Annotated in this window: 17 protein-coding genes and 1 tRNA gene; 7 read left to right on the top strand and 11 right to left on the bottom strand. The window is 31.2% G+C overall.

Going from position 1 to position 19,269, the window contains the following annotated elements; all coding sequences use genetic code 11:
* Positions 1-36: 36 nt before the first annotated feature.
* From BLP44_RS02995 to BLP44_RS03020, 6 genes are all read right to left on the bottom strand, one after another.
* Positions 37-573, bottom strand: coding sequence for a hypothetical protein (locus BLP44_RS02995; RefSeq protein WP_091129165.1), 537 nt, complete (start codon positions 571-573; stop codon positions 37-39).
* A gap of 98 nt (positions 574-671) precedes the next feature.
* A complete protein-coding gene (locus tag BLP44_RS03000) occupies positions 672-1,655 on the bottom strand; it encodes a hypothetical protein (protein ID WP_091129169.1) in 984 nt (327 codons plus the stop codon).
* Between the two features lie 7 nt (positions 1,656-1,662).
* Positions 1,663-3,342, bottom strand: coding sequence for a DUF6909 family protein (locus tag BLP44_RS03005; RefSeq protein ID WP_066033180.1), 1,680 nt, complete (start codon positions 3,340-3,342; stop codon positions 1,663-1,665).
* Between the two features lie 131 nt (positions 3,343-3,473).
* Positions 3,474-4,097 carry a transposase gene (locus tag BLP44_RS03010; RefSeq protein WP_091129172.1) on the bottom strand — a complete coding sequence of 208 codons (624 nt, stop codon included), beginning with the start codon at positions 4,095-4,097 and terminating at the stop codon, positions 3,474-3,476.
* Between the two features lie 69 nt (positions 4,098-4,166).
* Positions 4,167-5,654, bottom strand: a complete 1,488-nt coding sequence (locus BLP44_RS03015) for a GH3 auxin-responsive promoter family protein (protein WP_091129175.1) — start codon at positions 5,652-5,654, stop codon at positions 4,167-4,169.
* An 11-nt stretch (positions 5,655-5,665) separates the two neighbouring features.
* Complete coding sequence (locus BLP44_RS03020; protein WP_008465791.1) at positions 5,666-6,172, bottom strand: hypothetical protein; 507 nt, start codon at positions 6,170-6,172, stop codon at positions 5,666-5,668.
* A 213-nt stretch (positions 6,173-6,385) separates the two neighbouring features.
* Here BLP44_RS03020 and BLP44_RS03025 point away from each other — a divergent pair, with 213 nt between their 5' ends.
* Positions 6,386-6,565 (top strand): Sec-independent protein translocase subunit TatA/TatB, encoded by a 180-nt coding sequence (locus BLP44_RS03025; RefSeq protein ID WP_008465789.1) that lies wholly within the window; start codon positions 6,386-6,388, stop codon positions 6,563-6,565.
* A gap of 91 nt (positions 6,566-6,656) precedes the next feature.
* Here BLP44_RS03025 and BLP44_RS03030 read toward each other — a convergent pair whose 3' ends face one another.
* The gene (locus BLP44_RS03030; protein ID WP_008465787.1) at positions 6,657-8,780 is read right to left on the bottom strand and encodes a Tex family protein; all 2,124 of its coding nucleotides are present in this window, start codon (positions 8,778-8,780) and stop codon (positions 6,657-6,659) included.
* Positions 8,781-8,896: 116 nt separating this feature from the next.
* On the opposite strand from BLP44_RS03030, the gene BLP44_RS03035 reads away from it, so the two are divergent.
* Positions 8,897-9,166 carry a DUF1294 domain-containing protein gene (locus BLP44_RS03035; RefSeq protein WP_091129177.1) on the top strand — a complete coding sequence of 90 codons (270 nt, stop codon included), beginning with the start codon at positions 8,897-8,899 and terminating at the stop codon, positions 9,164-9,166.
* Positions 9,167-9,305: 139 nt separating this feature from the next.
* On the opposite strand, the gene rpiB is transcribed toward BLP44_RS03035, so the two are convergent.
* Both rpiB and BLP44_RS03050 read right to left on the bottom strand, forming a co-directional pair.
* The gene (gene rpiB, locus BLP44_RS03040) at positions 9,306-9,737 is read right to left on the bottom strand and encodes a ribose 5-phosphate isomerase B (protein WP_091129181.1); all 432 of its coding nucleotides are present in this window, start codon (positions 9,735-9,737) and stop codon (positions 9,306-9,308) included.
* A gap of 806 nt (positions 9,738-10,543) precedes the next feature.
* Positions 10,544-10,777 carry a putative signal transducing protein gene (locus BLP44_RS03050; protein WP_008465783.1) on the bottom strand — a complete coding sequence of 78 codons (234 nt, stop codon included), beginning with the start codon at positions 10,775-10,777 and terminating at the stop codon, positions 10,544-10,546.
* 110 nt (positions 10,778-10,887) lie between these two features.
* Between BLP44_RS03050 and rnr the strand changes: the two genes are divergently transcribed.
* From rnr to BLP44_RS03065, 3 genes are read left to right on the top strand one after another with little or no spacing between them, the layout of a single operon-like run.
* Positions 10,888-13,071, top strand: coding sequence for a ribonuclease R (gene rnr, locus BLP44_RS03055; RefSeq protein ID WP_091129188.1), 2,184 nt, complete (start codon positions 10,888-10,890; stop codon positions 13,069-13,071).
* Positions 13,072-13,093: 22 nt separating this feature from the next.
* Entirely contained in the window at positions 13,094-13,762 is a 669-nt protein-coding gene (locus tag BLP44_RS03060; protein ID WP_066033187.1) for a head GIN domain-containing protein, read from the top strand.
* A gap of 13 nt (positions 13,763-13,775) precedes the next feature.
* Positions 13,776-14,456 (top strand): LysE family translocator, encoded by a 681-nt coding sequence (locus BLP44_RS03065; protein WP_008465780.1) that lies wholly within the window; start codon positions 13,776-13,778, stop codon positions 14,454-14,456.
* Positions 14,457-14,823: 367 nt separating this feature from the next.
* On the opposite strand, the gene BLP44_RS22900 is transcribed toward BLP44_RS03065, so the two are convergent.
* A tRNA-Cys gene (locus BLP44_RS22900) sits at positions 14,824-14,894 on the bottom strand.
* A gap of 94 nt (positions 14,895-14,988) precedes the next feature.
* A complete protein-coding gene (gene folB / locus BLP44_RS03070) occupies positions 14,989-15,348 on the bottom strand; it encodes a dihydroneopterin aldolase (RefSeq protein ID WP_057115457.1) in 360 nt (119 codons plus the stop codon).
* A gap of 107 nt (positions 15,349-15,455) precedes the next feature.
* Between folB and BLP44_RS03075 the strand changes: the two genes are divergently transcribed.
* Both BLP44_RS03075 and BLP44_RS03080 read left to right on the top strand, forming a co-directional pair.
* Positions 15,456-17,573 carry a glutamine--tRNA ligase/YqeY domain fusion protein gene (locus tag BLP44_RS03075; RefSeq protein ID WP_091129191.1) on the top strand — a complete coding sequence of 706 codons (2,118 nt, stop codon included), beginning with the start codon at positions 15,456-15,458 and terminating at the stop codon, positions 17,571-17,573.
* 1,203 nt (positions 17,574-18,776) lie between these two features.
* Positions 18,777-19,256 carry a hypothetical protein gene (locus tag BLP44_RS03080; protein WP_091129193.1) on the top strand — a complete coding sequence of 160 codons (480 nt, stop codon included), beginning with the start codon at positions 18,777-18,779 and terminating at the stop codon, positions 19,254-19,256.
* Positions 19,257-19,269 lie beyond the last annotated feature (13 nt).

Raw genomic sequence — 19,269 nt, forward strand, 5'->3', positions numbered from 1 at the left:
ACAGCCTTAAAATATCAATTATATCATTAACAAAAATTACATTTTAACTCCTCTAACCATTTCAATTTGAGGATAAATAATTTCCTTTGTTAAAAAATAAGGATCATACTCTTCACCTTTTTTAAAGAATGTTGCAGTACCAGTTGAATCATCAAACTTTATAAAATCGTTAGGTGTAAAATACTTTAAAATATCTTTCTGTGCAATTTTAAATACTCTTCCTTCAAAGCTTAATGTAATCGAATTTATGGTAATCGGGTTTTGTTCTTTATTTGAACTTATATCAAAACGAATATCATTTGGCAAAATTCCTTCAGGAACACTAAATATTATTTGTTGAGATTCTGGCTTCCCTTTTACACCATTATAAACAGTATTTTTAGCATCAAAATAGGCAATTGAAGGATCTTTATAAAAAAGAATAAGCTCGTCGTCTTTTTCAATTTTTAAATCAACAATCACATCAAAAGTATTCGCCTTTACTTCTTCAACAGGTTTTGCTTCTTCCTTGTTTTTACAAGAAATAAATAATGTTATTAAAACTAAATTTAAAAAAATGAATTGTTTTTTCATCTGCTGTTTTTTTTTGCAAAAGTATATATTTACTATTTATCTGAAATCTTTTGTTATCAATCCAGATTTACTTCAAAAATATTTGTATTCTTTTTATCTTACAATTCAGCTAAATGCTTTTGTTTTTTGTAAAATGATTTGAAAAATCTTAAAAAGATAAATCCTAGAATGAAAATAAAAGGCAGTAACAATTTCAGATTCCCATTGGCAAATTTAACTAACTGTAAATTTAAAATGACATTATTTTCTTTTATAATCTTATCAAAACCTATCAACTCTACTTTATGTGCCGCTCGTTCATTTAAGAAATCATTTTTACTTTTAATAATATCATTCAATTGTGTGTTTTCGTTGTAATAAATAAGCTTATCATTTTTTAAACCTCCTTTACTAGAATTCGACAAATTATTTAATATGCCATCAATTTGTTGAATTATTGAGTCTGTTTGTTGAATTTTCAATTCCACATTGTGATAAACTACTTTCTGAATTTTTGAATAATAATCTGACGTGTTTAAATATTTTAAAAGTGGCATGATTAGATTTTCCTCTGTAACTTTACTATTAGTAAATAAAAGTAGTGTTTGATAGTTATAATTTTTACTTGTCACATTTTCTTCCAATACTTTTTTTATATCACCATCTTCGGCCATCAACTTTATTAATTCAAAATTTTCAGGTTTATTCTGAATGAAATTATAAACGTCAGCAATAGGTTTTACTTCAATTACTTTGAGGTTTTTAGGATCTGAAATCCCTACAACTTCTTTTAAGAAAAGAGTATCATTCTCTTTGATTTTTGAGTTGATCAAATCGACTTTTGCATATAAATAATCTGTGCTCCCAAAATTTGGTGCAACTATAATTTCGTGCCTATAACTTTTTTGATTTTGATCCAAAAACATCCCTAGTCCAAAACCAACACCAACTAATATTAAGACAATCACCCAGTTTTTTATAAAAAATTGGATACTATTGAAAATAGACCTGTTTATTCTTTCAAAAAAGCTACCTATTTTTTTTGATATAAAGTCCAAATCAACTTCCTGATCTTCCGTATCCTGCGGTACTTTTTTACTCATTTATGATTTATTTTATATTGAAAATCTGCTCTAAAATTTTGATAGTAATCAAATAGGTAGGTTTTACACCAGTAGTTCCCAATCCGCCTGAAGCTAGTGTACTTCCGGTTTCCAGAGGATTATCTGAAGCATAATAAGCATAGCGAACTTTGATATCATGCGGAACACTTTTTCTAATTTTAGATGCTGATTGAATCGCTTTTTGGTAATAAGATCCTTCCATTTCAAGACCAATTACTCCCCAAGTCGATTCGTGGAAGAATTTCAATAAATCTCTGTTTTGCAATGAAGTTCCAAGAACGGTCACCATTGCTCCCTCATAAATATCAATATCATTTCCTTCAAACATAGCGCCTGTCAATTCATTTTCGAAGAAATAATTATCAGCTGTTCCTTCATTGATATGTGCTGTTGGAATCATGATATCTCCTTTTCCGCCTTCTAAAATTCCCGCTTTACCCATAATCGAAACCGATTTTACATTCAATAAAGTTTCTTTCTTGAATGGTTTCAAAAGTTCGTCGATCGTTTCGTAGGCCTGTTCTCCAAAAGCATAGTCCATTACAATTAGAACTGGTTTTTCTTCGCCTACATTAGCATGTGAAAAAGCTGTTTTTGACCAGTCAATTTTGGCTGTATCAAAAATCTGGACGTCAATATTGGTTCCAGAACAATCTGGCAGCGAAATCATTCCATTTTTTAAAGCTAAATCTTCTACTTGAGCTCTAATTTCTTTTGAACCAGAACCGCTTAATTCTTCATAAATAAAGAAATCTGTTTTTCCTTTATATTTTGTTTTTAACAACGGCGTTGCAAAAATCGAATTCATCACACTATGCATATTAGCACTAATTACGTGAATTGGTCTTTTCAGCAAATCGTTTGCTTTTAGAACTTCTTTAATATTTGTTGCCCAAATTTCTCCGTGAATATGGTGTCCTAATCTTTCGCGCAAAACTGGACTAAAAGTGATGGTACGCTTGTTGTTTTCAACAATTTCTTCAATCGCAAGTTTTCCTAACCAATAAATTACATGCAGGAAACGATCTGGTGCAGTTTCAGAACCAAATGAATCGTAAATATCTAAAACTTCTTCAAATGTTCTAGCCAAAATATTTGCTACGTGAGAAATTGCTTTTTCTTTTTCTACCAAAGTAAGCTTTTTGGTTTGCATAACAGCTTGTTCCAGTTTCTGCCAATCACGCGAAACTTCTCCTCCATCATCAATTAAAACTCTATTTTTAATTTTATGAGATTCGATGAAAATGAAAGTCAAATGTGTTAAGATATCATAAATGTCCGAACGTCCGCGAGTAATCTCAACGTTCATCTGTTCTTCGTCAATTCTGTAGCAGTTTCTTCTTCTTTTTGGTGGAACAATCGGTTGAAAATGCGATTTAGAATATCCTTCGTCTGAAGTTAAATTAATAAAACGGCATTGCTCAATTCCGATTGGAAGACGCTCAATTACATATAGAAGTCCGTTTAATTCTACTTTTTCTTCGGCTATATTTCCATAAATTTCTGGACGTAAAGCCAATAATGATTCGCGTAAGCTGTCGCCAGAAACCCCCATTGGTTTGTAAAATCCACGGTTGAATAAATGGCGCATTGTAATGTACATTTTTTCTATCGCAGCAGAAGATTCTTGCGCTCTAGATCTTGATATATGTTTGGTTTCTTTCATGTCTTTTGTATTTTAAAAATCATCTTCATTTTAAAGAAGATGTAAATATTTCGATAAACGAAAGTAGGAAATATTAATATTATTTCAATCGAAAACTAAAAATGTGATTTAATTATAACTTTTATTTCAAATTAGGATTTACCATCTGTTTTAAATTTATCCTTTGCCCAATTTTCTGGATTTGAAACAATGTAATCAGAAATTCTTTGATATTGATTATTGTCTCTAATGATATTGTCATAAAATAATTTTTGCCATTGATGCGTGTATCCCAATCTATTGGCGTGTTTTGTTACAGCAGATTTATATGATCCAACAATTGACGAAATGGTGTTTTTTCCAATGTTTTGAAAACGTTTTAAACCTGGTTTTTGAAATTCGACAGGCGACGACGTTTGTAACATTTGTATTGATGGTAGAGACAGGGCATGCCCTGTCTCTACATTATCCATATTATCGACATTTACATTATCCAATTGTTTATCGATAATCAAAATTCCGTGAATATGATTTGGCATAACCACAAAATCACCCAATTCAACATTTTTGTGGTGCTTTGGAATTTGATGCCATAATAAATCGGCAATAATTCCGACATGCGATAAAATCATTTTATTATTTTGAATTTCTCCAAAATAATGTTCTCTGTTTTGTGTACAAATTGTTATAAAATAGGCTCCATTCCAACCATAATCCCACCATTGAGCTCTAATTGAAGAAATACGATATTTATTTTGAAACTTTCCTTGACTCATTTAATTTTCATTTACTTATCCATCCTAATTCATCTGAATAAATAACTGCTTAATCTTGGAAATATTATTTCATTTTGTAAGATTATCCGCAATATCCCTATTATTTGATAATCTCGGAATTTTATTCTGTCCGCCCAATTTTCCTTGCGATTTCATGTAATCTTGAAATCCGTTTTTAGAAACCTTTGTAATGACTACTTTTCTTAAAACATTTCCAGTAATTAAATCGTCGTAATAAATATTCTGCTTACGCATTGAATTATCGATCGTTTCAGCAAAAGCTTCCATATTTTCAGGTTCTTTTTCAAACTCAATCAGCCATTCATGGTAGGGTAAACCGCTGGCAGGCGTAATTTGCGGCGCTACTGTAAACTCGTTTATTACAATATTTGTCGCATTTACAGCTTCTTTCATCGCATTTTCGACTTCATTGGCAATAACGTGTTCTCCGAAAGCCGAAATATAATGTTTGATACGTCCAGAAACTATAACACGATACGGAGCCAAAGATGTAAATTGAATGGTGTCACCAATATTATAACGCCAAAGTCCCGCATTGGTAGAAATAATCAAAACATAGTTCACTCCTACCTCAACTTCACCAATGGTGTAGACTTTCGGATTTTCGTTAAAATATTCATCTGCTTTTATGAACTCGTAGAAAATTCCAGAATTCAAAAGTAGTAACATTCCTTTTTCTTTCTGCGAATCTTGGTATGCAAAAAATCCTTCAGAAGCAGGAAACAATTCGATGCTGTCTACTTTTTTACCTATCATCTGCTCAAATTTAGCGCGGTAAGGTTCGTAATTTACACCGCCGTAGATAAACAGATTAAAGTTTTTAAATATCTCACTAATCTTTTTACCGCCACTTTTTTGCTGTAAACGTTCAAAATACATCTGTACCCAAGACGGAATTCCCGAGATAACCGACATATCTTCTTTTATTGTTTCGTCTACAATAGCATCTACTTTGGTTTCCCAGTCTTCTATACAATTGGTTTCCCAAGAAGGCATTCTATTTTTCTGGAGGTATTTAGGAACAAAATGCGCTACAATTCCAGAAAGTCTCCCAAATTTGATTCCGTATTTCTCAGTCAAGATGGGACTTCCTTGTAAAAAAATCATTTTCCCGTCAACAAAATCGGCTTTTCCAGTTTCGTTAATATAATGTAGAATGGCATTTCTGGCCGCTTCTATATGATAAGGCATTGATTCTTTGGTAAGCGGAATAAATTTCGCCCCCGAAGTCGTTCCCGAAGTTTTGGCAAAATATAATGGTTTCCCTTTCCATAAAATATCTGATTCTCCTTTTACAACCTTATCAACATAAGGTTTTAAATCTTCGTAATCCCTTACAGGAACTCGTTTCTGAAAATCTTCAAAAGTTTTTATCTGATTAAAATGATGATCTTTACCAAATTCGGTGTTTTGTGCATTTTCAATCAGATTTTTAAAAATCTTTTGTTGCGTTTCAACAGGTTTTTGAGCCCATTTTAGTGTTTGTTTATATATTTTTCTGGCAAATATTTTTGCCGCAATTGACTTAATTGACATTTTCAGTGGTATTATTTTTTATCACTTTTCTTTTTGTCTTGAGATTTAGCCTTCAGTTCTTTTTCTGTTTCGGCTACATCTTCTCTCAGTTTTATTTCAGCATCAGATGCTTTCATATTTAAATCTGAAGCATCTTCAACAGATTCTGATAATATTGAATCTTTATTAAATTTTGAATATTCTAATTCGCCTTTTAAGACTTTCTGAATCCCTTTTATATAAGCTTCATTTTGTCTCAAAGCCGTTTCTAAAGAATCTGATTTAATGGCCAGTTTAGTAGCATTTCGTTTCAATTCTGTAGAAGAATATCCAGGGATAAATTCGCGAAGGGGCGTAAAAGCAATGATAAAAGTAGTAACCAAAATTAGAAATATTCCTCCTAAAGTAAACGTTACAAAGACATTCATTAAAGTAAGCCTAAAAGAAAATATTTCTTCAAAAGTGTCTTCATTTAAAATTACTAACCGGTTTTTAATGAACAGTTTTTTTCTAAAATTCTTTTTCTTTTTTTGAGTCATTATCCTTCTTTATGCTAGCAAATATAATAATTAATCAACATGATATTTATTCGAAAAATTACTTGAAGAGCTATAATTTACGATTTTATAAAATATTTAACGCGGTCTAATACGAATATTTTAAACTAAAAATACTTCTATTTCGTATATTTCTATATACCTTTGCGGAATAATTAAGAAAAATAATTTGCTTCGGCATTAAATATATTAGTCATGGGAAGATTAGGTCTTACAGAAATCCTTGTTATCGTAGGTATTGTGATATTACTTTTTGGAGGTAAAAAAATTCCAGAATTAATGAAAGGTTTAGGAAGTGGAATTAAGGAATTTAAAAACGCTGCTAAAGACGATCAACCTGCTGCTTCTAAAAAACAAGAGGAAGAAACAAAATAAGAAATTCGAAAAAATTAAAATCCCAGATTACAATGTAGTCTGGGATTTTTTTGTTTGTTCCAATTGGAATTTGGAACTTTATTTTTGAAATTTAAAGTATCATCGTCAACTGAATTCTCTTTCTATCTTCGTCAACCTCAGTCACTTTCACATCAACATGCTGATGTAATTTCACAACTTCGTTTACATCGCTTACAAACCCAGCTTTTAACTGAGAAATGTGAACTAAACCGCTTTCTTTGATTCCAATGTCAACAAAACAACCGAAATTGGTTATGTTATTCACAATTCCCGGTAATATCATTCCGGTTTTCAAATCTTTGATTGATTTTACGTTTGCATCAAATTCAAACACCTTAGCCGACTTTCTTGGGTCCAATCCTGGCTTTTCAAGCTCTTTTATGATGTCTTTTAATGTAAGTAAACCAATTTCAGGCGTAACATACTTTTCGGGCTTAATAAGCGCTGTTTTCTCTTTATTTGCAATTAATTCATTCAAAGAAATATTCAAATCCTTAGCCATTTTTTCAACAACAGGATAAGCCTCTGGGTGCACGGCCGAATTATCCAGCGGATTTTTAGCATTTGTAATTCTAATAAACGCTGCTCCTTGCTGATATGCTTTATCTCCAAGACGAGGCACTTTTTTCAGCTGTTTTCTGTCTTCAAAAGGTCCGTTTTCAGAGCGGTATTGTACAATGTTTTCTGCCAGCTTCTCCCCGATTCCACTCACATAACTTAGCAAATGTTTACTTGCTGTGTTGATATTAATTCCTACCGAGTTTACGCAACGAATTACCGTGCTATCTAATTCTTCTTTCAATTTAGTCTGATCAACATCATGCTGATACTGCCCTACTCCAATTGCTTTCGGATCAATTTTTACCAATTCGGCCAACGGATCTGAAAGGCGTCGCCCAATAGAAACCGAACCACGAACTGTTACATCATAATTTGGAAATTCTTCTCTCGCAATTTTTGAAGCAGAATATACCGAAGCTCCCGCCTCAGAAACCACAAAAACTTGAACTGGTTTGTCAAACGCGATTTTTTTGATGAAAAATTCAGTTTCACGAGAAGCCGTTCCGTTCCCGATAGAAATGGCATCAATTTGATAAGCATTTACCATCGAACGTATTTTTTTTATCGCCATTGATTCCTCGTTTTGAGGCGCATGCGGATAAATAGTTTCGTTGTATAATAAATCGCCTTTTTCGTCTAGACAAACTACTTTACAACCGCTTCTAAATCCTGGATCGATTGCTAAAATACGCTTTTCTCCCAACGGCGGAGCCAATAACAACTGACTTAAATTGTTGGCGAAAACCTGAATTGAATTCGCATCTGCCTTGGCTTTTGCTTCTTGCAACGTTTCATTTCCAATTGCTGGATTCAGTAAACGTTTATAACTGTCCTCAATCGCTAATTGCAAATGAGCTGTTGTATTATTTTGTTTTTTAATGATGATTTCGTCAATTACATCATATGCATCGTCTATATCAACATCAATTTTCATTTTGATAAAACCTTCATTTTCTGCACGCAACATGGCCAATAAACGGTGCGCTGGCGCTTTTGTCAACGGTTCTTCCCAATCAAAATACTGGCTGAATTTCTGTGCTCCTTCTTCTTCGGCTTTCTTTTTAACCACTTTTGTAGCAATAGTCGCTTTTCGCTGAAACAATCTTCTTAATTGTTTACGAACATAAATATTTTCGTTAATCCATTCGGCTACAATATCTCTTGCGCCTTGAATAGCGGCTTCTTCATTAATAACATTTTCATTAATATACTGAGTCGAAATAAAATCAATATCAGCATCACTTTCAGATATAATCAATTTAGCCAAAGGTTCAAGACCGAATTCGCGCGCTACATCGGCTTTTGTTTTTTTCTTCTTTTTGTATGGAAGGTAAAAATCCTCTATTTCTTGTAAATCAAAACTGTCTTCAATTTTTTTCTTCAAATCTGGCGTAAGCGCTTTTTGCTCTTCAATAGATTTTAAAACGGCTTCTTTACGTTTAATAAGTGTATCATAATCTTTTTGAAGTTTTGCAATCTGCTCAATTACAGTTTCATCTAGATTTCCGGTTGCGTCTTTTCTATATCGCGAAATAAACGGAATCGTACAGTCCTCTTCTAATAATTTAACTGTGTTTTGAATACTGACTGCGGGTGCCTGAACAGACTTGGCAATGAATTGAATATTAGTCATACTTTTAATGAAATGATTTTCTTACTTAAAAATGATATAATTTACTTGTTAAAGCGTTTCTGCAAAATAGTAAATCATTCGGCTAAAATAATATCTTTGTTTTTAATTTTAAGCCAATGGAAGTTTTATTACTATATTTTTTATTTATAAACATTCTCGTTTTTATTTTCGCGGGATATGACAAATCTCAAGCCCGAAAAAATAACCGACGTGTTCCCGAAAAAAACTTATTTCTCATGGCTTTAACTGGTGGATCGCCAGGGTTATTAACAGCGATGTTATTATTTAGACATAAAACGAGTAAAACTTCTTTTATTGTGAAGTTTGGCGTGATTTTACTAATTCAAGTGGCTCTTATACTTGCTTATATAAATTATAAAAAGTAGATATTAACATTGTTGATAACTCAAAAATTACATTTTAAAATACTGAATAATAAATACTTAAAATAAAAAACCGAGCAAATTAAAAATCGGCCCGGTGTGTTTATGAATAGGTGCGAAGCACCGAATTTTTTTTGACTTTTTATGAGCAAGCAATTTTATTCACTCTATTTTGGTGTCTTCCGCCTTCAAAAGCGGTATCAAGGAATGTTTCAACGATTTCAACAGCTTGATGAATAGATGTAAACCTTGCTGGAATACTCACAATATTGGCATCATTGTGTAAACGTGTTAAATACGCGATTTCTTTAGTCCAGCATAAACCAGCTCTCACTTTCGGATGTTTATTAACAGTCATTGCGATTCCGTTTCCGCTTCCGCAGATTACGATCCCAAAATCAGCTTTTCCTTCAGATACATCATTTGCAACTGGATGTCCAAAATCTGGATAATCTACAGAAGCATCAGTATCTGTACCGTAGTTAGTTACTTCATATCCTCTAGCTTTCAGCATTTCAACAATTGCTTTTTTATATTCTGGTCCTGCGTGGTCGTTTCCAATCGAAATTTTCATTTTTCTATACTATTAAGTTGTGTTATGCAAATTTACTCAATTAATAAATGGTTGCCACGAATTACACCAATTTTCACAAATTTTTTTCTTTTCAAATACTATATAAACATTCCAATATAAATTCGCGTTCATTCGTCAAATTAATGGTAGAAAAAATAAGAATCACAACTATCTTACTGTCAAAACCTTATAGGTTATTAACAATTTTGATAACTCTATAACTATCTCACAATCAATGAAGAATAAACAGAATATTTATTAAAATTTTGAGGTGTTAATAGGAGTTTGTAATTGCTTGATATTCAATTAACTTTAAGTTAACAGAAAATGTTAATAAGTTCGAAAAGAAAATTAGAAGTTTTTTTTGGTTATTTCGGAAAAATACCTAATCCAAAACTGGATTTAAATATGCAAGAAAAGTTTCGTGAATTTTTGGAAAAGTTATCAATATCAAAAATACCATTTTCAACAGAAATCAACATATCAACTTATCTACAAAATCAATTCAATTTTGGTTGTCAACCGTTGTTAATTAAAATACAAAAAGTCTTATAAATTAATCATTTAACCAAAAATAACTATGTTGATAACTCAGAATAAATAAGTAAAACGAGATTTCAATGGCTTCAAAAAAAAAATTATTCGACATATTAACAAGCTATAATAACAACCAATTTTTTTTAAATTTTAAAAATTCTTTTTTGTTGTATTTAATATATGTTGAAAACTAAAAAAGTTGAAATTGAAAAATTTTGATTTGAGTTTGAATTTTATTCTGATTTTGAATTGATTTTTGAATTTTTGTTTCAGACGATTTTAAGCGGATTGTTGAGATTGTCTAGAATTTGCTGGACTTCTTCGAAATCGTTTGGATGGACTTTGAGTTTGATTCCGCCCAGAGCAGCCGAGTACAAGGGAACGACTGAGAGCGTCATTTCATTTTCAAAAAAATAAGGGATTCCTTCTTGTTCCAGTAAGTGTTTGAGAACTACGGTTTCGTGCAGATAATTGAATACGGCGATCGTTTTAAAGCTTTCCATATTAGGTCTTTTTGTAAATGTACGAAAAGTTATAATTTTAATAATTCTATTTGTTAAAATCTGTAATCTGATTTCTTATTCGTAATTTTAAACCTTATTAGAAAAGATATATGAGTAAGAAAATTAGAAAGCCGATAAAAAAAGAGAAAGATTTCTCTGGGAAAATCCTGAAGATTTTATCGCAAAACGCTAATAAGCCATTCAATTACAAACAGATAGGAGCAAAGCTAGAACTTGATGATACCAAAAGCAGAAATCAGATTATCAAAGATCTAAAGATTCTGGCAGCTCAGAAGAAAATCATAGAAACAGAACCTGGAAAATACTTAGTAAAAGCAATCAGCCAGGATTACTACGAAGGAACGATAGATATGACGAGCAGAAAAACGGCATATTTTATTTGTGACGAGTTTGAAGAAGATGTTTTTATTCCGACCAATAATTTGAATCGTGCTTTAGATAAAGACAAAGTAAAAGTTTACGTTTATAACAGAAGAAAAGGAAAAAGACCTGAAGGTGAGGTAATTGAAGTTCTTGAAAGAGATAAAACAGAGTTTGTAGGTGTAATAGATATGCAGCCTAATTTTGCTTTTGTTTCTACTGCAAATCCTAAAATGTATACCGATATTTTTATTCCAAAGGATAAAATTGGTGAAGCCGAAAATGGAGATGTAGTTTTAGTGAAGATTGAAGATTGGCCAAAAAGAGCTGATAGTCCGTTTGGATCTGTAATTCGAGTTTTAGGAAAACCTGGAGAGCATAATACTGAAATTCATGCTATTTTGGCTGAATATGGTTTGCCAGCAGATTTTCCGGTAGAAGTAGAGGTTTTTGCACAAAAATTGGATACTTCTATTCAGGAATCTGAGATTGCAAAACGTCGCGATATGCGTGATACGCTTACGTTTACGATAGATCCAAAAGATGCCAAGGATTTTGATGATGCCTTGTCTTTCAAAAAGTTAGAAAATGGAAACTTCGAAATTGGAATTCATATCGCCGATGTTTCGTATTATTTGGAAGAGGGAACCATCCTTGATGATGAAGCGTATCAAAGAGCCACTTCGGTTTATTTGGTAGATAGGGTAGTGCCAATGCTTCCAGAAGTATTGTCTAACTTTGCTTGTTCGCTTCGTCCGAATGAGGAGAAATATACGTTCTCAGCAATATTTGAAGTTTCTCCAACGGCGCAGGTTATCAGCCAATGGTTTGGAAGAACTGTAATTTATTCCGATCAGCGTTTTGCTTATGAAGAGGCTCAGCATATTATTGAAACAAAAGGAAATAATACAATTCCAATTGATGTTTCTATTACTGGAGAATCCTATGTGGTTTCAGATGAAATTGTTGAAGCAACTTTAAAACTAGATGAATTGGCTAAAATTTTGAGAAAGAAAAGAATGCAACAAGGCGCTATTTCTTTTGATAAAGTCGAAGTGAAATTTAATCTTAACGAAGAAGGAGAACCAGAAGGAGTATATTTTAAAATATCAAAAGATGCCAATCATTTGATTGAAGAATTTATGCTTTTGGCTAATAGAAAAGTAGCAGAATACATTGGAAAACAGAAGAAAACCTTTGTTTACCGTATTCACGATGAACCAAATGAAGATAAACTGATTGCAATGCAAACTGTAATTGCTAAGTTTGGTTATAAAATTGATTTTAGAACAAAAGGCGATATAGCAAAATCAATAAACGCTTTGATGGAAGAAGTAAACGGTAAGAAAGAACAAAATCTTATTGATACTCTTGCCATTAGAAGTATGAGTAAAGCCAAATATTCGACCGATAATATTGGACATTACGGTTTAGCTTTTGATTATTATAGCCATTTTACATCGCCAATTCGTCGTTATCCAGACGTAATGGTACACCGTTTGCTGCAATATTATTTGGATGGAGGTGCTTCTGTGGATGAAGAAGCTTACGAAACCAAATGTCTGCATTGTTCAAACATGGAAAACTTAGCAACAAATGCTGAGCGTGACAGTATCAAATACATGCAGGTTAAATACATGCAAGATCATCAGGAAGAAGAATTCCTTGGTGTTATTTCTGGTGTGACCGAATGGGGAATTTATGTTGAAATCGTTTCTAACAAATGTGAAGGAATGGTAAGAATCAGAGAGATAAAAGAGGATTACTATACTTTTGACGAAAGGCAATATGCATTGGTTGGAGCAACTTCAAATCGTTTACTGCAGTTAGGAGACGAAATTTATGTGAAAGTTAAAAATGCCGACTTAGTGAAAAAACAATTGGATTTTCATTTTTTAAGACGAGCAGAATAAATATTAATTTAAAAATAAAAGTATGAAAAAGCTAATTATAGGAGCAGCAATTTTATTTGTACAAATGTCTTTTGGTCAAGTTACCAAAGAGTTAGGTGATTTTGATACCGTGAAAGTATTTGATAAATTAAGTGTAAAACTAGTTCAAGGATCTGAAAATAAAATTGTTATAAAAGGTACTAGAGAAGCAGAATTAGAAGCTGTGAACAAAAACGGTATTTTAAAGCTAAGAATGCCTTTTCCAAAATTGCTGTCAGGAAATGATCTTGAAGTAACTTTGTATTACAAACACATCGAATTGATTGATGTTAATGAAGGAGCAGAAGTAAAAAGCAGTGAAGCTATAAAAGCAACTTCTTTTAAAGTTAGTGCTCAGGAAGGCGGTATTATTAACGTTGATTTGGATGTTGATAAGCTAAAAGTAAGCTCAGTTTCTGGAGGTAAAATTACATTAACAGGTAAAGCTGCCAACCAAGATGCAAGTTTAGGGGCAGGAGGATATTTACTAGCAAGTAAACTTAGCACGTCTCAAACTACTGTAAGCGTTTCTGCGGGCGGAAAAGCCGATGTGAATGCTTCAACCCTTGTAGATGCAAAAGTGAGCGCAGGAGGCTCTATTTACATTTATGGAAAACCAAAGCAAATAAACCAAAAAACAGTTTTTGGCGGTAAAATCGAAGAAGTAAAATAACAAGTAGTAATTGATGATTAACGATATTCTAGCGGGACTTCCTTGGGGACTTGTTCTTAGTTTTATGGTAGGTCCTGTATTTTTTGTTTTATTAGAAACCAGTATTACAAAAGGATTTAGAGCTGCACTTGTTTTTGATTTAGGGGTAGTATTGGGCGATATTTTCTTTATTGCTATAGCTTATCTCGGAAGTTATAGATTGATTTCTAGTTTAAAAGACGATCCAGCACTTTTTATTTTTGGAGGAATAATTATGCTTACTTACGGTATTATTTCGTTTGTAAAGCTAAAGAAAGAAGAAAAAATAAACGATGAAGAGATCGACCGTGATATTCTGAAAAGAAATTATGGCAGTTTGTTTGTAAAAGGTTTTTTATTGAACGTTATCAACATTGGTGTTCTTGGTTTTTGGCTTGCTGTAATTATTTCTGTTGGGCCAAAATTAGATATGCAGACTTCAAGAATGATGACATTTTTTACTGCTGTAATCATCACTTACTTATTAATTGATTGTGCTAAGATTTTATTAGCCAAACAGTTAAAATCAAAAATGACTCCGAATAATATTCTTAAAATTAAAAAAGGAATTAGCGTTGTTTTAATGATTTTCGGATTTGCCTTAGTAATTCAAGGATGGTTTCCAAAAGAAAAAGAAATGGTTAAAAATGCTTTCGAAAGAATAGAAAAGAAGTAGTTGTTAATAACTCAAAACTATAAATTAAACCTCTGAATTTCAGAGGTTTTTTTGTGTTTATAACTGTTAGTTTTGAACTTTGTCAAGGTTTCAAACTTTGACAAGGTTGACAAAGTTTGTCATTTCGACGTAAGGAGAAATCTTCACGAGAAGCTCTACAAAGATTGGACAAATTGTTGCGGAGTTACTTGTGAAGATTTCTCCTTACGTCGAAATGACAAGATTGTGGTAAAATTACGCATAAAAAAAAGAGGCACATTTCTGTATCTCTTTTTGAGAAATCGTTCGGATTCGAACCAATATATTTAATTAATTTTTTCTAAAAATTAGACATAAAAAAAACCTTCAAATTGCTTTGAAGGTTTTGAGGCATCGTCCGGATTCGAACCGGAGTAGGAGCTTTTGCAGAGCCCAGCCTAGCCGCTCGGCCACGACGCCATTACTTGAACGGTTGGCAAAAGTAACTAAAATCTTTAAATTTCAAAAGTTTCATAGTAACTATTTTAAAATTTTAGGATTTTAATTTTAAACATTACTTTCTAATTTCCGTCATTTTTATAGTAACTGACTCAACATCACCACCAATAGGCGGATTAATTTTAGAAACCCAAACTGTTGTTTTTTCTACAGTTTCTATCTCTGCCAGCACACGAATATTGATTCTTTTGGCTACATGTTCTAATAAATGCGAACGAATTGCCATTTCTTCCGTCACAATTTTGTTCAAATGTACATAGTCAACAGTGTCTAAAAGATGATCTGTTTCTGCTGATTTCTGTAAATTGGTTTTAATTTTTAAATCTACTGTGTAATCAGATCCAATTTTTCCTTCTTCAATTAAACATCCGTGATAAGAAAAAGTACGGATATTTTTCAGTTTTATAACTCCCATTTTTATGTTGTTTCACGTTTAAAGTTACAGGTTTTGCGCTAGTTAAATAACTTTAAACCTGAAACCTGAAACCTTTTTTTTATCTTTGCTAAAATTACTATAAAATAATGGCATCAGAAGAGAAATCACTCAATTTTATTGAACAAATCATAGAGGAAGACGTAAAATCAGGTCTTTCAAATACTAAACTTCGCTTTCGTTTTCCACCAGAACCTAATGGTTATTTACACATTGGGCACGCGAGTTCTATTGCGTTAAATTTTGGTTTAGGAATTGATTATCAATCTCCTGTGAATTTACGTTTTGATGATACAAACCCTGAAAAAGAAGAACAGGAATTTGTTGATGCTATTAAAAAAGATGTAGAATGGCTAGGTTACAAATGGGCTGAAGAATGTTATGCATCTGATTATTTCCAACAATTATACGATTGGGCAGTTTTATTAATTAAAAAAGATAAAGCGTATGTTGACAGTCAATCTTCAGAAGAAATGGCGATCCAAAAAGGAACTCCAACAACTCCAGGAACTGACAGCCCATACAGAAATCGTTCTGTTGAAGAAAACCTAGATTTATTCGAGAGAATGAAAAATGGTGAATTTGAGGCTGGTACACATATTCTTCGTGCAAAAATTGACATGAAATCAACCAACATGTTAATGCGTGATCCAATTATGTACAGAATTTTACACAAACATCACCACAGAACTGGAGATGCTTGGAAAATCTATCCAATGTACGATTGGGCACACGGACAAAGTGATTATTTAGAGCAAATTTCTCACTCATTTTGTACACTTGAATTTTTGCCTCACCGTGAATTATACGATTGGTTTTTAGATCAAATTTTTGATGAAAATAAACTGCGTCCAAAACAAAGAGAGTTTGCAAGACGTAACTTATCACACACTGTTGTTAGTAAAAGAAAATTACAGCAACTAGTTAAAGAAAAGCATGTTAACGGCTGGGATGATCCAAGAATGTCAACTATTTCTGGATTAAGAAGACGTGGTTATACAGCTGCTTCTTTACGTAATTTTGCTAATACAATTGGTATTGCAAAACGTGATAATTTAATAAATGTATCGGTTTTAGAATTCTGTATTCGTGAAGATTTGAATAAAATTGCACCTCGTGTAATGGCTGTTTTAGATCCTGTAAAATTGGTAATTACCAATTATCCAGAAGGAAAAGAGGAGTGGTTGGAAGCTGAAAATAACCAGGAAGATGAAAATGCAGGTTTCAGAAAAGTGCCTTTTTCTCGTAATCTATACATTGAAAGAGAAGACTTTTTAGAAGAAGCTCCTGCTAAATTTTTTCGTTTGACTTTAGGAAAAGAAGTTCGTCTTAAAAATGCATATATCATTAAAGGTGAATCTGTTATAAAAGATGAAAACGGAAATATAACAGAAATTCATGTTACTTATGATACTGATTCTTTAAGCGGAAGCGGAACAGAAGCAAGCCAAAGAAAAGTATCTGGAACATTACATTGGGTTTCAATCAAACATGCATTGGAAGCAGAAGTTCGTTTGTACGATCGTTTGTTTACAGATGAAGCTCCAGACAGTTATAAAGAGAAAAATTTCTTAGATTTTGTGAATCCAAATTCGTTAGAAATTGTAACTGGATATGTTGAACCAAGTTTATCAACAGCTCAAAATGAAGATAAATTCCAGTTTCAACGTTTAGGATATTTTACTGTTGATAAAGATTCAACTCCTTCAAAATTAGTATTTAACAAGACTGTTGGATTGAAAGATGCTTGGGAAGAAAAGGGTAAAAAGGAAGAAAACAGCATAAATAACTCTTTAAAAGAAATCAACAAATATTTTAAAGTTGAAACTAAAGCTGAAAGAATTGCAATTGAAAGTGCGATAGGCGATAATATCAAAAACATCTCTAGTTTTTCTCTTTTACAAAATTCTTTGAAGAAAAATATCAACAATAATAAGGCTTCGCTGTTGTTTTCTCAGTTTATTTTGAAATATTCAAACTGGAAATCAACAGATTTTGAAGAAGAAGATATTAAGAAATTATATTCAATGTCTTTAAAAAGTGAATCGACTTATGTAAGATCAAAAGCACTTTTAAATTTAAGAGATATTGAAAATGAAGATTTGAGAAATCAATTTTCTGACGAAATTTTAAAATTATATTCAAATCCACCAAAAAATGCTTCTGAAAGAGAAATTGAAATTCTTTCTGAAATGGTGAAGAAATAATATCAAGTAAATTTATGAAAAGCGCTTTTATAAGCGCTTTTTTTTATTATAGAGAATAGCTATTGAAAATAGTAATTTTATAATTTTTATAAATTAAAAATGACTTTTATAAATTGATTTTAAAAGAAAATAAAAAAATGTCGGATAAGGAATTCATTTTTTTAATTTTCGTATTGCTAGAAGCTTTATTTTGATTCTTGTCTTTTTAGCTCCTAATTTTTCGCATCAAACTTAATAATATAGTTTTAATTGATATTATTTATGTATTTAATTATATGTATTTATTATTTATAAAATCTATTATTTTTATAATTTTAATTTATTTTTTAGATTAAAAATGACTTTCATAAATTGTCTTTAAGCTAGCATAAAAAATAGTTGAATAGAGAAGACCTTTTTTTGTTTTTCATCCCTTAAAATTCTTTATTTTAATTTTTTTGTTTTTCAGTTCTAGTTTTTTTCTCAAAAAACTGAAATTAAAGTTTTTTCCTATTTTTTAAGTTTTTAAATTCAATTTTTGTAATTATAAGTTTTGATTATTATTATAACTAAAAATTTAGATTATAATTATTATTTGTAAAACTGACTATAGAAGTTAAAACTATAGTTTTTTGTTATTTTTTAAGTCTTTGATAATTATAAATTTTTATTATTTTTTTTTAAAATTTTTAGTTTTTAATTATTATTTATAAAAGTGATGTTAAATATAAAAATAATAGTTTTTATAAATTGATTTTAACCTTTATAAATTGATTTTAAGACGTTTTTTAAAGTGATTTGATAGATATCTCATTTTTTGAATTATTGTTTATCTAAAGCCTTTATTTTAATTTTTACTGTTATTTTAGTCAGTTTAACGGCTTGTTAACACACAATTGTTTATAAAGTTGCTATTTTTAACTCAATACCAAAAGTCAGAGATGATTTTTGTAAAAAATTAAAATTTGCCGTAAAGAATCTAAGTTGAAAATGTATTGTTTTTAGAAACTCGTAATTTTTATGACAATGGATTTTCAAAACTGATTTCCCAAAAAGACAATTTTATGTTCTCATTTTTATTATGATGCAATTTTGATAATATTTCCCGTAAAAGATATTTTTCAAATTATATTGTAATAACAAAATTCCATAATGTTGAATTTGAGTGAAAGTTTAGTTTTTAAATTTCAATTCTGACAATTTTTAATTTAAATCTAATTTATCATGAAAATTTTATATTTCGCAGTAGCACTATTATTTGCAAACGTAGCAATTTCACAAACACATCAAATTACAAAACACAATGGAGAACAGCTTGATGTAAATTTTATTAAAAATGAAAATGGTTTTGTTTATTATTCTTTAAATGGAAGTTCTGAAGAAATCAAAATTAGCAAACATGCTGTTTCATCAATTACAAATAAGCAAACAAAACAAACTCAGAAAATTTCTGATAAAATAGTAGTTGATTCTAAAGACGATTACAAAATGGTAACTGTTCTTCCACAAGAAAAAACAATAGGGCTTAAACAGGCAGCTAGTTTTACAGGAGTCTCAACAAGGACAAAAGGTGAACCGCCAATTGCAAATCAGAAACAGACTGCTATGAGAATCAAATCTAAATCGGCTTCAAATGGTTATCCTTTTGTTAGCATCGTCGAAAAAGCAGATGGTAAGTACGAAGCTGTGGCTTATGTGTATTAATAAGATTGTTAAT

Source organism: Flavobacterium anhuiense (assembly GCF_900101855.1).
Taxonomy (GTDB): Bacteria; Bacteroidota; Bacteroidia; order Flavobacteriales; family Flavobacteriaceae; genus Flavobacterium; species Flavobacterium anhuiense.

Excerpts from the sequence above, each read along its gene's own strand:
- BLP44_RS03050 (WP_008465783.1), bottom strand. The coding sequence starts at position 10,777 with ATGGAAAGCTTTAAAACGATCGCCGTATTCAATTATCTGCACGAAACC.
- BLP44_RS03000 (WP_091129169.1), bottom strand. The coding sequence starts at position 1,655 with ATGAGTAAAAAAGTACCGCAGGATACGGAAGATCAGGAAGTTGATTTG.
- BLP44_RS03075 (WP_091129191.1), top strand. The coding sequence starts at position 15,456 with ATGGCATCAGAAGAGAAATCACTCAATTTTATTGAACAAATCATAGAG.
- folB (WP_057115457.1), bottom strand. The coding sequence starts at position 15,348 with ATGGGAGTTATAAAACTGAAAAATATCCGTACTTTTTCTTATCACGGA.
- rnr (WP_091129188.1), top strand. The coding sequence starts at position 10,888 with ATGAGTAAGAAAATTAGAAAGCCGATAAAAAAAGAGAAAGATTTCTCT.
- BLP44_RS03065 (WP_008465780.1), top strand. The coding sequence starts at position 13,776 with ATGATTAACGATATTCTAGCGGGACTTCCTTGGGGACTTGTTCTTAGT.
- BLP44_RS03005 (WP_066033180.1), bottom strand. The coding sequence starts at position 3,342 with ATGAAAGAAACCAAACATATATCAAGATCTAGAGCGCAAGAATCTTCT.
- rpiB (WP_091129181.1), bottom strand. The coding sequence starts at position 9,737 with ATGAAAATTTCGATTGGAAACGACCACGCAGGACCAGAATATAAAAAA.
- BLP44_RS03020 (WP_008465791.1), bottom strand. The coding sequence starts at position 6,172 with ATGACTCAAAAAAAGAAAAAGAATTTTAGAAAAAAACTGTTCATTAAA.
- BLP44_RS03035 (WP_091129177.1), top strand. The coding sequence starts at position 8,897 with ATGGAAGTTTTATTACTATATTTTTTATTTATAAACATTCTCGTTTTT.
- BLP44_RS03030 (WP_008465787.1), bottom strand. The coding sequence starts at position 8,780 with ATGACTAATATTCAATTCATTGCCAAGTCTGTTCAGGCACCCGCAGTC.
- BLP44_RS03060 (WP_066033187.1), top strand. The coding sequence starts at position 13,094 with ATGAAAAAGCTAATTATAGGAGCAGCAATTTTATTTGTACAAATGTCT.
- BLP44_RS03025 (WP_008465789.1), top strand. The coding sequence starts at position 6,386 with ATGGGAAGATTAGGTCTTACAGAAATCCTTGTTATCGTAGGTATTGTG.
- BLP44_RS02995 (WP_091129165.1), bottom strand. The coding sequence starts at position 573 with ATGAAAAAACAATTCATTTTTTTAAATTTAGTTTTAATAACATTATTT.
- BLP44_RS03080 (WP_091129193.1), top strand. The coding sequence starts at position 18,777 with ATGAAAATTTTATATTTCGCAGTAGCACTATTATTTGCAAACGTAGCA.
- BLP44_RS03015 (WP_091129175.1), bottom strand. The coding sequence starts at position 5,654 with ATGTCAATTAAGTCAATTGCGGCAAAAATATTTGCCAGAAAAATATAT.
- BLP44_RS03010 (WP_091129172.1), bottom strand. The coding sequence starts at position 4,097 with ATGAGTCAAGGAAAGTTTCAAAATAAATATCGTATTTCTTCAATTAGA.